Source organism: Streptomyces sp. NPDC051320, from assembly GCF_040682175.1.
GTDB lineage: Bacteria > Actinomycetota > Actinomycetes > Streptomycetales > Streptomycetaceae > Streptomyces.
The window spans coordinates 1-12,426 of sequence record NZ_JBFBAL010000016.1; the positions used below are offsets into that span (position 1 = coordinate 1).

12 protein-coding genes and 2 rRNA genes are annotated in these 12,426 nt (G+C 71.4%); 12 read left to right on the forward strand and 2 right to left on the reverse strand.

Going from position 1 to position 12,426, the window contains the following annotated elements; translation table 11 throughout:
- From AB0M87_RS28335 to AB0M87_RS28350, 4 genes are all read left to right on the forward strand, one after another.
- A 23S ribosomal RNA gene (locus AB0M87_RS28335) occupies positions 1–74 on the forward strand; the annotation flags it as partial.
- A 119-nt stretch (positions 75–193) separates the two neighbouring features.
- Positions 194–310: ribosomal RNA gene (rrf, locus tag AB0M87_RS28340) — 5S ribosomal RNA — on the forward strand.
- A gap of 213 nt (positions 311–523) precedes the next feature.
- Positions 524–1,798 (forward strand): hypothetical protein, encoded by a 1,275-nt coding sequence (locus AB0M87_RS28345; protein ID WP_365858100.1) that lies wholly within the window; start codon positions 524–526, stop codon positions 1,796–1,798.
- Positions 1,738–2,460 (forward strand): hypothetical protein, encoded by a 723-nt coding sequence (locus AB0M87_RS28350; protein WP_365858081.1) that lies wholly within the window; start codon positions 1,738–1,740, stop codon positions 2,458–2,460. The genes AB0M87_RS28345 and AB0M87_RS28350 overlap by 61 nt, the downstream gene beginning before the upstream one ends.
- A gap of 76 nt (positions 2,461–2,536) precedes the next feature.
- Here the strand turns inward: AB0M87_RS28350 and AB0M87_RS28355 are convergent, their stop codons facing one another.
- Positions 2,537–3,901: a DUF1015 domain-containing protein gene (locus tag AB0M87_RS28355; RefSeq protein ID WP_365857859.1), complete on the reverse strand. Its 1,365-nt coding sequence runs from the start codon at positions 3,899–3,901 to the stop codon at positions 2,537–2,539.
- A 67-nt stretch (positions 3,902–3,968) separates the two neighbouring features.
- On the opposite strand from AB0M87_RS28355, the gene AB0M87_RS28360 reads away from it, so the two are divergent.
- From AB0M87_RS28360 to AB0M87_RS28375, 4 genes are all read left to right on the forward strand, one after another.
- Positions 3,969–4,997, forward strand: a complete 1,029-nt coding sequence (locus tag AB0M87_RS28360; RefSeq protein ID WP_365857861.1) for an HAD-IIA family hydrolase — start codon at positions 3,969–3,971, stop codon at positions 4,995–4,997.
- A 94-nt stretch (positions 4,998–5,091) separates the two neighbouring features.
- A complete protein-coding gene (locus tag AB0M87_RS28365) occupies positions 5,092–6,075 on the forward strand; it encodes an iron chelate uptake ABC transporter family permease subunit (protein ID WP_365858083.1) in 984 nt (327 codons plus the stop codon).
- Positions 6,072–7,106 (forward strand): iron chelate uptake ABC transporter family permease subunit, encoded by a 1,035-nt coding sequence (locus AB0M87_RS28370; protein WP_365857863.1) that lies wholly within the window; start codon positions 6,072–6,074, stop codon positions 7,104–7,106. The genes AB0M87_RS28365 and AB0M87_RS28370 overlap by 4 nt, the downstream gene beginning before the upstream one ends.
- A 20-nt stretch (positions 7,107–7,126) precedes the next feature.
- Positions 7,127–7,957 (forward strand): ABC transporter ATP-binding protein, encoded by an 831-nt coding sequence (locus AB0M87_RS28375; RefSeq protein WP_365857865.1) that lies wholly within the window; start codon positions 7,127–7,129, stop codon positions 7,955–7,957.
- Here the strand turns inward: AB0M87_RS28375 and AB0M87_RS28380 are convergent.
- Complete coding sequence (locus AB0M87_RS28380) at positions 7,941–8,288, reverse strand: SCP2 sterol-binding domain-containing protein (protein ID WP_365857867.1); 348 nt, start codon at positions 8,286–8,288, stop codon at positions 7,941–7,943. The two genes, AB0M87_RS28375 and AB0M87_RS28380, sit on opposite strands and share 17 nt — an antisense overlap.
- A 42-nt stretch (positions 8,289–8,330) precedes the next feature.
- Between AB0M87_RS28380 and AB0M87_RS28385 the strand changes: the two genes are divergently transcribed.
- From AB0M87_RS28385 to recN, 4 genes are all read left to right on the forward strand, one after another.
- Positions 8,331–8,624, forward strand: coding sequence for a hypothetical protein (locus AB0M87_RS28385; RefSeq protein WP_365857869.1), 294 nt, complete (start codon positions 8,331–8,333; stop codon positions 8,622–8,624).
- A 7-nt stretch (positions 8,625–8,631) separates the two neighbouring features.
- A complete protein-coding gene (locus AB0M87_RS28390; RefSeq protein ID WP_365857871.1) occupies positions 8,632–9,447 on the forward strand; it encodes a TlyA family RNA methyltransferase in 816 nt (271 codons plus the stop codon).
- Positions 9,444–10,373, forward strand: a complete 930-nt coding sequence (locus tag AB0M87_RS28395; protein WP_365857873.1) for an NAD kinase — start codon at positions 9,444–9,446, stop codon at positions 10,371–10,373. The genes AB0M87_RS28390 and AB0M87_RS28395 overlap by 4 nt, the downstream gene beginning before the upstream one ends.
- A 206-nt stretch (positions 10,374–10,579) precedes the next feature.
- Positions 10,580–12,325, forward strand: coding sequence for a DNA repair protein RecN (gene recN, locus AB0M87_RS28400; RefSeq protein WP_365857875.1), 1,746 nt, complete (start codon positions 10,580–10,582; stop codon positions 12,323–12,325).
- Positions 12,326–12,426 lie beyond the last annotated feature (101 nt).

The following is a 12,426-nucleotide window of genomic DNA, read 5'->3' on the forward strand; positions in this document are numbered from 1 at the left end:
GGTTGATAGGCCAGATGTGGAAGCCCGGTAACGGGTGGAGCTGACTGGTACTAATAGGCCGAGGGCTTGTCCTCAGTTGCTCGCGTCCACTGTGTAGTTCCCAGACCACGAACAATCGTGGCCGGCGGAACAAAGTTTCACTGCTTGATTCTTAATTGAAGAGTGTGCTTGTTCGCTAGAGCCCAAATAGGGTTTCGGTGGTCATAGCGTTAGGGAAACGCCCGGTTACATTCCGAACCCGGAAGCTAAGCCTTTCAGCGCCGATGGTACTGCAGGGGGGACCCTGTGGGAGAGTAGGACACCGCCGAACAATCTTTGAAGGACCTTTGGTCCCAGCGTTCACGCTGGGACCAAAGGTCCTTTTTTTATTTCCCGAAGCGCGGCGGATGACCGACTGCGTGAGAATGATTGCGGTACCCGAAGACAGGAGTCACACCGATGTCCACCAACTCTCCCGACGACCGTCCGGAGCGCGAGCCGCGTCGCCGGGACGGCGGCGACCAGGGCGGGTCCCGAGGTGGTCGTGACGACCGTCCGAGTGGTCCGCGCCGAGACAACGACCGTGGTGGCTTCCGCCGTGACGACCGCTCCGGCGGTCCGCGTCGTGATGACCGCCGTGATGACCGCCGTGGTGATCGTCGTGATGACCGTGGCGGTCGTCCGGCCGGTGCCGGCAGCGGTGGCGGGTATCGCGGTAACCGCGATGACCGGCCGAGCGGCCCGCGCGGCGACAATGATCGTGGTGGGCGCCCGAGTTCCGCCGGCGGTGGCTACCGCGGTGGGCAGCGCGACGACCGCGGTGGGCGTCCCAGCAGTGGTGGCGGGTTCGCCCGTCGCGACGACCGTCCGCCTTTCCGCCGGGACGACCGCCGGGACGACCGGCGCGACGACTCGCGTGGTGGGCGCCCCAGCAGTGGTGGCGGCTTCGAGCGGCGTGATGACCGTTTCGGCGGTCCGCGTCGTGACGACCGGCGTGATGACCGTGGCGGTCGTCCGGCCGGCGGCGGTGGCGGGTACCGGGGTAACCGTGACGACCGGCCGAGCGGTCCGCGCCGCGATGACGACCGTGGTGGGCGCCCGAGTTCCACCGGCGGTGGCTACCGAGGGGGCGACCGTGGGGGCTTCCGGCGGGACGACAGCCGTGGTGACAGCCGTGGTGACACCCGTGGTGGTGACAACCGTGGTGGCTTCCGTGGGAACCGTGACGATCGGCCCACCGGTCCCCGCCGTGATGACAACCGCGGTGGACGTCCTAGCGGTGGTGGCGGGTTCGCCCGTCGCGACGACCGTCCGCCCTTCCGCCGGGACGACCGGCGTGACGACTCGCGTGGTGGGCGCCCCAGCAGTAGTGGCGGCTTCGAGCGGCGTGATGACCGTTTCGGCGGTCCCAGCCGCGACGACCGTTCCAGCGGACCGCGCCGTGACGACCGCCGTGACGACCGCCGTGACGACCGTGGCAGCCGGCCCGCCGGCGCCGGCAACGCCGGGTACCGCGGGAACCGTGACGCCCGTCCGAGCGGCCCCCGCAGGGACGACGAGCGTGGCGGCGGCTTCCGTCGTGACGACCGTCCCAGCGGCGGTGGCGGCTACGGCCGACGCGACGACCGTGGCAGTGACCGCCGTGACGACCGCCGTGACGACCGGGGTGGTTTCCGCGGTGGGCGACGCGATGAGCGCGGTGGTGGGTTCCAGCGGGAGGATCGCGACCGGGATCGCGACCGCGAGCCCATCAAGCGGCTGCCGATCCCTGAGGACGTCACGGGCCAGGAGATCGACAAGGACGTGCGGCAGGAGCTGATGAGCCTGCCGAAGACCCTCGCCGAGGACGTCGCCAAGAACCTGGTGATGGTCGCCCGGCTGATCGACGAGGACCCTGACGAGGCATACGCGTACTCGCGTATCGCGCTGCGGCTGGCCTCGCGGGTGGCTGCCGTACGTGAGGCGGCCGGCTTCGCCGCGTACGCAACGCAGAAGTACTCCGAGGCGCTCGCGGAGTTCCGTGCCACCCGCCGGATGACCGGCACCGTCGAACTGTGGCCCGTCATGGCGGACTGCGAGCGCGGACTCGGGCGGCCGGAACGTGCCATGGCGATGGCCGGTGAGCCCGAGGTGCAGAAGCTCGACAAGGCGGGACAGGTCGAGATGCGTCTGGTCGCAGCCGGAGCGCGCCGTGACATGGGGCAGATCGATGCGGCGATCGTGACGCTGCAGAGCCCGGAACTGGCGTCGAACTCCGTGCAGCCGTGGACCGCCAGGCTGCGCTACGCGTACGCCGACGCACTGCTGGCCGCCGGGCGCGAGGACGAGGCGCGCGAGTGGTTCGCCAAGACCATCGAGTGCGACAAGGACGGCGCGACGGACGCTTCGGACCGGCTCGCCGAGCTGGAGGGCGTCGAATTCGTCGACGTCGAGCACGAGTCCGGCGACGAGTCGGACAACGGACCCGAAGACGAGTCCTGACGCTACGTCCGCTGATGCGGACGAGGAAGGGCGGTGCCCTCGGAAGTCCCCGGGGACACCGCCCTTTTTCCGGTCGTCAGTCGAGGCTGAGGCTCCGCAGCACCAGTCCGGTGGCCGGCTTCGGGCCGAACGACGTCGACTTCCGGGGCATGGTCACGCCCTGCCGGGCGAGCTCCAGTACGACCTCCTCGCGCACCGGATGCATCAGCACCGCCGTGCCGCCCCGGCGTTCCGCCTGTTCGACGGCCGCGTCCGTGGCATGGATGTACGCGATGTGCTCAGGGGCGTCGGGAATGCGCCAGACCTCGTCGAGGAGCGTGTGGTGGAGCACCGTCGCGTCCAGGGTGCGCCAGGCCGACGGAGGGTCCTGGGGGACCGTGCGGGCGAGGAGTTCCTCGTCGGGCCGGTCGATGAGGTGGAAACCGCCGTCGCCCGCCAGTAGAAACGCGTTGCCCGTGGCAGCCGCCTCGGCCAGCGCGTCCAGCGCCCGCGAGAGGCCGTCGACCTCCCGGATGCGGAACAGTCCCTCCAAGGCGGCCAGCGCCTCGGCGACCGGTACCCGGTGCAGCAGCCGGTGGATGGCCCGGACCTGGAGCGGATGGCGGACCGTGTCGATGAGCAGCACCAGTCCGTAACCCCAGGGTCCGGGGCCCGGGTGCTCGGTGCGCAGCCGGAGGTAGGTGGCCCAGCGATGGTGCCCGTCGGCGATCAATGCCTGCCGATGGGCAAGGTCGGACTGGGCCTCGGCGATCTCCGCCGGATCGGTGAGGGACCAGAGCCGGTGGCTGAAACCGTCCTCGGTGGTTGTCGCGAGCAGCGGCGGACGGGCGATGGTGCGCTCGATGACCGCCGCCGCACCGGCCGCGCCTGTCGGACCGGCCGCATGCGTCTCGCACCCCTCGTTCATCTCGCGCCCCGGGCTGTCCTCCCGCCCCCGACCCGTTCCCGTCGCGCTGCCGTCGCTGCGATAGGTCAGCAGGAGCGGCTCGAAGTTGGCGGCGGTCGCGCGCATCAGGGCCGCCCGGTCCTCGACGATGTCCGGCATCACCGCCTCGTGCGGAAGGACCACACCGTGCTCGGGGCCGGACAGGGCCAGCGCACCGATCAGCCCCCGCTGCAGCAGCTCGCCCTTGCGCTGCTCGTAGACGTACAGCGCAGGTTCGGGGTCCGGGGCGAGGATGCCGTCGGCGAGCCAGTGGGAGAGCGTCGTCGCGGCTTGTTCGTTGCGAGCCGCAGGGGTGGCGGCCTGCGGCAGGATCAGCCGGACGATGTTGTGCGGATCGGCGGACTCGAGGTGCAGAAGCCCGTCGGGCCTGACCACGACGTCGTAGGGCGGTGATGTCACTGCCGCGAGGCTCCCCACCCGCTCGGGGACGTAACGCAGCCCACGGAAGGGGAGCAGGTGCAGTCCGGCGTCCGCTTGCTGACCACGTTTGCTCATTGCTGCATGGTAAGTGCGGTCTCGATATGCGGGATGATCGGGGGAGAACCCCGGAACGAGGAGTGCGATGAGCCGGCAGAGCAGGACCAGGCCCGAGGGCAGTACCACGGCGCTGAATGAGGCGTACGACACTGCGCTGCTCGACCTGGACGGGGTGGTGTACTCGGGCGGAGAGGCGATCGCCCACGCGGTCGCCTCACTCGGAACGGCGCGGGACGGAGGGATGCGTCTCGCGTATGTCACCAACAACGCGCTGCGGACTCCGGACGCGGTGGCGCGGCACCTGACCGAGCTCGGGGTCCCCGCCGAGCCCACTGACGTCATCACGTCGTCGCAGGCCGTGTCCCGGCTGATCGCCGATCAGGTGCCGCAGGGCGCACGGGTGCTGGTCATCGGCGGCGAAGGACTGCGGGTCGCGCTGCGGGAGCGCGGGCTCGAGCCGGTGGACTCCGCCGATGACGATCCGGTGGCCGTGGCGCAGGGATACGGCGGCCCCGACCTGGCCTGGTCGCGGTTGGCCGAGGCTGCGTACGCGATCAACCGCGGGGTGCCGTGGTTCGCCTCCAACACGGATCTGACCATCCCCACACCGCGCGGCATCGCTCCCGGTAACGGTGCGGCGGTCGAGGTGGTCCGGATCGCGACCGGCGCCGAGCCGCAGGTGGCCGGGAAGCCGTTGCCGCCGATGCACCGGGAGACCGTGCTGCGGACCGGTGCCGAGCGGCCGCTGGTGGTCGGGGACCGTCTCGACACGGATATCGAAGGCGCGTTCAACGGAGGCGTCGACTCGCTGCTGGTGCTCACCGGAGTGACCGACGGGCCGCAGCTGCTGGCCGCGAAGCCCCAGCACCGCCCGACGTTCGTGGCCGCCGATCTGCGCGGGCTGCTGGCCGGACAGCCGGAAGTGGCGGCTGCGGACGGCGGGTTCGGATGCGGCGGATGGACGGCGTCCGTACGGGGCGGGGAGCTGGTCCTGGAGGGGGATGGTGGCCCGCTGGACGGGCTGCGGGCGCTGTGCGCCGCGGCCTGGACGGATGCGGGGGACGGTTCCTGCGGTCTCGACGCCGGGAAGGCGCTGTCCCGGGCCGGACTGTGAGGGGATATGCAGGGTAGGCTAACCTAACCGGGTGTTGGTCGACAGTCCTCCCGTGCAGAGCGCGGACCCCGCCCCCGCGCCCCCCGAGCGCGTACTGCCGCGCGCCGCCGGGCTGGTGCTTGCCCTGGCCGTGCTGCTGGTGGTGGCCGTCGCGAGCACCGCGATCGGCGCCAAGGCGGTGCCGCTGGGCGATGTGTGGCACGGCCTGGCGCACAGCTCGGGCCGGGGCAATGACGTACTGATCCGCGAGGTGCGCCTGCCGCGCACCGTGCTGGGGCTGCTCACCGGGGCGGCGCTGGGTGTCGCCGGAGCGGTGATGCAGGCCCTTACCCGCAACCCGCTGGCCGAGCCCGGTGTCCTCGGCGTCAACGCGGGGGCGTCCGCCGCGGTGGTCTCCGCGATGAGCTTTCTCGGCGTCAGTTCCTTCACCGGCTACGTGTGGTTCGCGTTCGCCGGTGCCGCGGTGGTGTCGGTGCTGGTGTACGCGCTGAGCGGCAGCCGCGGTGCCACACCGGTTCGGCTCGCGCTGGCCGGCACAGCGGTCAGCGCGGCGCTCTTCGGCTACGTGAACGCCGTACAACTGCTGGACTCGGCCGCGCTGGACAAGTTGCGCTTCTGGACGGTCGGTTCGCTCGCGTCCGCCACCTGGGGGACCGTCTCCCAGGTGTGGCCGTTCGTGGTGGCGGGGCTGCTGATCGCGCTGCTGATCGGCCGACCGCTCAACGCGATGGCACTGGGGGACGACACCGCGCGGGCGCTCGGCGCCCATCTGACCCGTACCCGGATCCTGTCGATGATCGCCGTCACGCTGCTCTGCGGCGCCGCGACCGCCGCCTGCGGCCCGATCGTCTTCATCGGGCTGATGGTGCCGCACATCGTCCGGGCCATCACCGGGCCGGACATGCGGTGGACGCTGCCCTACGCGGCGGTGCTCTCACCGGTGCTGCTGCTCGGCGCCGATGTGGTGGGCCGGGTCGTCGCCCGTCCCGCCGAGCTCCAGGTAGGGATCGTGACCGCGCTCATCGGCGGGCCGGTCTTCATCTTTCTCGTACGCCGCCGGAGGATGGCTCAGCTGTGAAAGCGACGCACGCGATACGCACGGCGGGGTTCTCCCTGCGGGTCGACATCAGAGCGGTGGCCGTGACGGTGCTGCTCGCCGCGGTCGCGCTGGCGGCCGACGTGGTGCTCATCGGGAGCGGCGACTACCCGATGGCGCCCGGTGACGTCGTCCGTACGCTGTTCGGCGGCGGCAGCGCGGCCCAGGAGTTCATCGTCAACGACCTGCGGCTGCCGAGAGCCCTGGTCGGGCTGCTGGTCGGAGCGGCGCTCGGTGTCTCGGGAGCGGTCTTCCAGTCCATTTCCCGCAATCCGCTGGGCAGTCCGGACGTGATCGGCTTCGGGCAGGGCGCGAGCGTCGGGGCGCTCACCGTGATCGTGCTCTTCCACGGCGGAGCGACCGCCGTGGCCGGCGGAGCGATCGTCGGAGGCCTGGTGACCGGCATCGCCGTGTACACCCTGGCGTGGAGACGCGGCGTGCACGGCTATCGGCTGGTCCTCGTCGGCATCGGCGCCGCCGCGATGCTCACCGCCTGCAACAGCTACTTGCTCACCAGGGCCGACCTGGTCGACGCGACGCGCGCCGTCGTGTGGATGACGGGTTCCCTCGACGGACGGGACTGGTCGCAGTTCTGGCCGCTGTTGGTGACCGGCGTGGTGCTGCTGCCCGTGGTCGTCGGACAGGGGCGCGACCTGAGGATGCTGGAGATGGGTGAGGACGCCGCCCATGCCCTGGGGGTACGAGTCGAACGGACCAGGCTGGTGCTGTTGCTGGCCGCGGTGCTGCTCACCGCGGTGGCCACCGCCGCCGCCGGGCCGATCGCCTTCGTGGCGCTCAGCGCGCCCCAGCTGGCCCGGCGGCTGACCCGCTCGCCGGGGGCGAATCTCATTCCCTCGGCCGTCATGGGGGCGGCCCTGCTCGTCGTCGCCGACTGGACCGCCCAGCAGGCTTTCGGCGACCGGCAGTTGCCGGTGGGAGTGGTGACCGGGGCGATCGGTGGTTGCTATCTGCTGTGGCTGCTGGTCTCCGAACGCAAGGCAGGACGGATCTGATGACATCCAGGAGCACGCCCATGCAGCGACTCACCGCCGAGTCGGTCACCCTCGGCTACGAGAAGCGGATCATCGCGGAGGACCTCTCCGTACAGATCCCCGACCACTCCTTCACCGTCATCGTCGGCCCCAACGCCTGCGGCAAGTCGACGCTGCTGCGCGCCCTCTCACGGATGCTCAAGCCCTCACAGGGACGGGTGCTGCTGGACGGACACGCGATCGGGTCGATGCCGGCCAAGAAGGTCGCCAGAACGCTGGGCCTGCTGCCGCAGTCCTCGGTCGCACCGGACGGGATCACGGTCGCCGACCTGGTGGCGCGCGGTCGCTACCCCCACCAGGGGCTGCTGCGGCAGTGGTCGCCCGAGGACGAGCGGATCGTCGAGGAGTCGATGGCATCGACCCGGATCGGTGAGCTGGCAGATCGTTATGTCGACGAACTCTCCGGCGGTCAGCGTCAGCGTGTCTGGATCGCGATGGCGCTGGCCCAGCAGACACCGCTGCTGCTGCTCGACGAGCCGACCACCTTCCTCGACATCCAGCACCAGATCGACGTGCTGGATCTCTGCGCGGAACTGCACGAGACGCAGGGCCGCACCCTGGTGGCCGTACTGCACGATCTGAACCATGCGGCGCGTTACGCGACCCACCTCATCGCCATGCGCGACGGCGCTGTCGTCGCCGAGGGACCGCCCGAGCAGGTGGTGACCGCTGAGCTGGTGGAAGAGGTCTTCGGGATGCGCTGCCAGGTCATCGACGACCCGCAGACCGGGACGCCGCTGGTGGTGCCGGCCGCGCGGAAGGGCCGGGCCCGCACCGCCGGGGCCGACGCCGTGGTCAGAGAAGCGTCCTGAGCCGCAGCAGATCGCGGAAACCGGCCTCCAGGCTGATCCGGCCCGACGCCCAGGCCTTGGCGAAGTTCAGTTCGCCCCCGACCAGGGACACCAGGTCGTCGCCCTTCATGGCGAGCCGGATCTCCGCCTTGTCCGGCGGCGGTCCCTGACGTGTGTCGAGCACCTGGATCCGGCCGTCCACCAGACGGCCGGTGAAGGTGACATCGAGGTCGGTGATGCGGCAGCTCAACGACCGGTCGAGCGCTGCCGCGCTGCGCACCTGGCTGTTCGCCTGCGCCATAATGTCCGAGAGTCTGTCGAGGGCACTGCGGCACTCTTCTGTCGTCGCCATCGTCATCGACCGTACCGCAGCGCTTCGCGGTAGCGTCTGGGCATGAGTGACTCGATCGCGGGGCCCTCCGACACGGAGCCCGGGCCGCAAGCCGCTGAGGTGGCCGACCCGGCCGCTTTCGCGCCGCTGGGTGTGACGCGTACCCCCACCGGGGACGAAGCGGTGGACGCGGTGCTGGACCGGCTGGGCGACGCCGACCACCTCGCCGCCGACGGGCATGTCGAGGTGTACGAGGATGTACACCGGGGATTGCGTGCGGCGCTGGACGCGCTCGACAAAGCGCCGGGACCGCAGTCTCCGGCCCGTGGCCCCCTTCCGTACAACAGCAGGAGCTGAACCGAACGTGGCAGGAGTGGCACGCCGCCGCCTCGACGCCGAGCTGGTCCGCAGGAGTCTGGCGCGCTCGCGCGAGCACGCCGGTCAGCTGATCGCCGCCGGGCGGGTGACCGTCGGCGGCGCCACCGCCACCAAGGCGGCCACCCAGGTCGAGACCAGTGCGGCCGTGGTGGTGCGCAAGGACGACAGCGACCCCGACTACGTGTCCCGCGGCGGACACAAGCTGGCCGGTGCCTTCACGGCCTTCGAGCCGCTCGGGCTGAAGGTCGCGGGACGGCGGGCACTGGACGCGGGCGCGTCGACCGGTGGCTTCACCGATGTGCTGCTGAGGGCCGGCGCGGCGCAGGTGGTCGCCGTGGACGTCGGGTACGGCCAGCTCGCCTGGTCGCTGCAGAGCGACGACCGGGTCACCGTGAAGGACCGTACGAACGTACGCGAACTCACCCTCGAAGCGATCGGCGGCACCCCGGTCGACCTGGTCGTCGGGGACCTCTCGTTCATCGCGCTGGGTCTGGTGCTGCCCGCTCTGGTGCGGTGCGCCGGGCCCGGCGCCGATCTGGTGCTGATGGTCAAACCCCAGTTCGAGATCGGCAAGGACCGGCTCGGCAGCGGCGGCGTCGTGCGCAGCCCGCAGCTCCGCGCCGAGACGGTCCGGACGGTGGCACGGCAGGCCGCGGAGCTGGGCCTGGGCGTACGCGGGGTCACCGCGAGCCCGTTGCCGGGACCTTCCGGGAACGTCGAGTACTTTCTGTGGCTGCGGGCGGACGCGCCCGCGCTGGATCCGGCGGATGTGGACCGTGCAGTGGCGGAGGGGCCTCAGTGACAGACACAGCACCGACTTCGGCGGAACCGCGCGCGCCACGCACCGTTTTCCTCTTGGCGCACACCGGCAGGCCGGCCGCCATCCGCAGCGCCGAACTGGTCGTGCACGGACTGCTCAAGTCCGGTATCGGCGTACGGGTGCTGGAGGCGGAGGCGGCCGATCTGCCGCTGCCTCCCTCGGTCGAGCTGGCCCCCGCGGCGACCCCCGCCTGCCTCGACGGGTGCGAACTCCTGGTGGTGCTCGGCGGTGACGGAACGCTGCTGCGCGGCGCCGAGTTCGCCCGGGCGTCCGGGGTGCCGATGCTCGGCGTCAACCTCGGCCGGGTCGGCTTCCTCGCCGAGGCCGAGCGGGACGACCTGGACAAGGTGGTCGACCGGGTGGTCGGCCGTTCCTACCAGGTCGAGGAGCGGATGACCGTCGATGTCGTCGTGCATCAGAACGGCAGCGTCATCCACCGGGACTGGGCGCTCAACGAGGCCGCCGTGCAGAAGACCGAACCGGAGCGGATGCTGGAGGTCGTCCTGGAGATCGACGGCCGCCCGGTCACCGGGTTCGGCTGTGACGGAATCGTCTGCGCCACGCCGACCGGTTCGACGGCCTACGCCTTCTCGGCGGGCGGCCCCGTGGTGTGGCCGGAGGTGGAGGCGTTGCTCATGGTGCCCATCGGCGCGCACGCCCTCTTCGCCAAACCGCTGGTGACCTCGCCGACGTCGGTACTCGCGGTCGAGGTGCAGCCGCACACCCCGCACGGCGTGCTGTGGTGCGACGGCCGGCGCTCGGTGGGGCTTCCGGCCGGTGCCCGGGTGGAGGTGCGCAGGGGCGCCGTGCCGGTCCGGCTCGCCCGGCTGCACCACGCCTCGTTCACCGACCGGCTGGTGGCCAAATTCGCCCTTCCGGTGGCCGGCTGGCGCGGGGCGCCGCACTGAGGGCTGTCCCGCAAATTCCCGGCGGGCGCACGGCGTCAGCTACGGCGCACCTCGCCGCGTTGTCGGAACGCCCGAATACATCCAGTATGCGGACGCCCCTCCGCCTTGCGATGCACCGCATCTGACGCCGCGCGCTGATCCACCAAGAATTGCGGGACAGCCCTTGGAGGGGGAGGGCGCGTCGCGCGACACGGGCAAAACCTCGTATGGTCGGGGTCGTGTTGGAGGAGATGCGGATACGGTCGCTCGGAGTCATCGACGACGCGGTGGTGGAGCTGTCACCCGGCTTCACCGCGGTGACCGGCGAGACCGGCGCGGGCAAGACCATGGTGGTGACCAGCCTCGGACTGCTGCTCGGCGGGCGGGCCGACCCCGCTCTGGTGCGGCTCGGCGCCAAGTCGGCACTGGTCGAGGGGCGGATCACCATGCCCGCCGGCGCACCGGCCACCATCCGCGCCGAGGAGGCCGGGGCCGAGCTGGACGACGGTGCGCTGCTCATCAGCCGTACGGTCTCGGCCGAGGGACGCTCACGGGCGCATCTCGGCGGGCGGTCCGTGCCGGTCGGGCTCCTCGCGGAACTCGCCGACGAGCTCGTCGCCGTGCACGGGCAGACCGACCAGCAGGGGCTGCTGCGCCCGGCCAGGCAACGGCAGGCTCTCGACCGGTACGCCGGGGACACGGTGGCCGTGCCGCACGAGAAGTACGCCGCTGCGTACCGCAGGCTGCGGGCGGTCGCCACGGAGCTCGACGAACTGACCACCCGGGCCCGCGAACGCGCCCAGGAAGCGGACCTGCTGCGCTTCGGGCTCGACGAGGTGGCGGGTGTGGAGCCGCTACCGGGCGAGGACACCGATCTCGCGGCCGAGGCCGAGCGGCTGGGCCATGCCGAAGCGCTCGCCTCCGCCGCCGCCCTCGCGCACACCGCGCTCGTAGGTGACCCGGAGGATCCCGAAGGCATGGACGCGACGACGCTGGTCGCCGGGGCCGGCCGGGCACTGGACGCCGTACGCTCCCACGACCCGGCGCTCGCCGCGCTCGCCGAACGCATCGGGGAGATCGGCATTCTGCTCTCCGACGTGTCGGGGGAGCTGGCAGGGTACGCCGACCGTCTCGACGCCGATCCGCTGCGGCTGGCCGCCGTGGAGGAGCGGCGGGCCGCGCTGACCCAGCTCACCCGTAAGTACGGCGAGGACATCTCAGCCGTACTGGCCTGGGCCGAGAAGGGCGCGGCGCGCCTCACCGAACTGGAGGGCGACGACGAGCGGATCGGTGAGCTGACGGCGGAGCGTGACGCGCTGCGGGACGAGTTGTCCCTGCTCGCCCAGGCGCTCACCGATGCCCGGACCCATGCGGCCGACCGATTCGCCGACGCGGTGACGGAGGAGCTCGCTTCGCTCGCCATGCCACACGCCCGGGTCTCGATCGATGTCCGTCAGACCGAGGATCCGGAGGGCATCGAGGTCGGCGGCCGGCTGGTCGGGTACGGCCCGCTGGGCGCGGACGAAGTCGAACTGCTGCTCGCGCCGCATCCCGGTACCGCCCCGCGGCCGATCGCGAAGGGGGCGTCGGGCGGTGAACTCTCGCGCGTCATGCTGGCCGTCGAGGTGGTCTTCGCGGGGTCCGACCCCGTACCGACCTACCTCTTCGACGAGGTCGATGCCGGGGTGGGCGGCAAGGCCGCCGTCGAGGTCGGCCGCCGGCTGGCCAAGCTGGCCAGGTCCGCCCAGGTGGTGGTCGTCACGCACCTGCCGCAGGTGGCCGCGTTCGCCGACCGGCAACTGCTGGTGGAGAAGACCCACGACGGTTCGGTGACGCGCAGCGGCGTCACTGTGCTGGAGGGTGAGGACCGGGTGCGGGAGCTGTCCCGCATGCTGGCGGGCCAGGAGGACTCGGAGACGGCGCGTGCGCACGCGGAGGAACTTCTGGCCACGGCCCGCGGGGACGCGGGCTGAACGGGCGGTGTGCCGGCGATCGATGAACGGTGCGGCGGGCCGATAACCACGCGCTGGGGGCGGTCCCGTAGTCCCTGGTGGATCAGCGCGCGGCGTCAGAT

Bases quoted from the DNA above. Each gene is read 5' to 3' on its own strand.
- AB0M87_RS28355 (WP_365857859.1), bottom strand. From the start codon at position 3,901: ATGAGCAAACGTGGTCAGCAAGCGGACGCCGGACTGCACCTGCTCCCC.
- AB0M87_RS28360 (WP_365857861.1), top strand. From the start codon at position 3,969: ATGAGCCGGCAGAGCAGGACCAGGCCCGAGGGCAGTACCACGGCGCTG.
- AB0M87_RS28375 (WP_365857865.1), top strand. From the start codon at position 7,127: ATGCAGCGACTCACCGCCGAGTCGGTCACCCTCGGCTACGAGAAGCGG.
- AB0M87_RS28380 (WP_365857867.1), bottom strand. From the start codon at position 8,288: ATGGCGACGACAGAAGAGTGCCGCAGTGCCCTCGACAGACTCTCGGAC.
- AB0M87_RS28385 (WP_365857869.1), top strand. From the start codon at position 8,331: ATGAGTGACTCGATCGCGGGGCCCTCCGACACGGAGCCCGGGCCGCAA.
- recN (WP_365857875.1), top strand. From the start codon at position 10,580: ATGGTCGGGGTCGTGTTGGAGGAGATGCGGATACGGTCGCTCGGAGTC.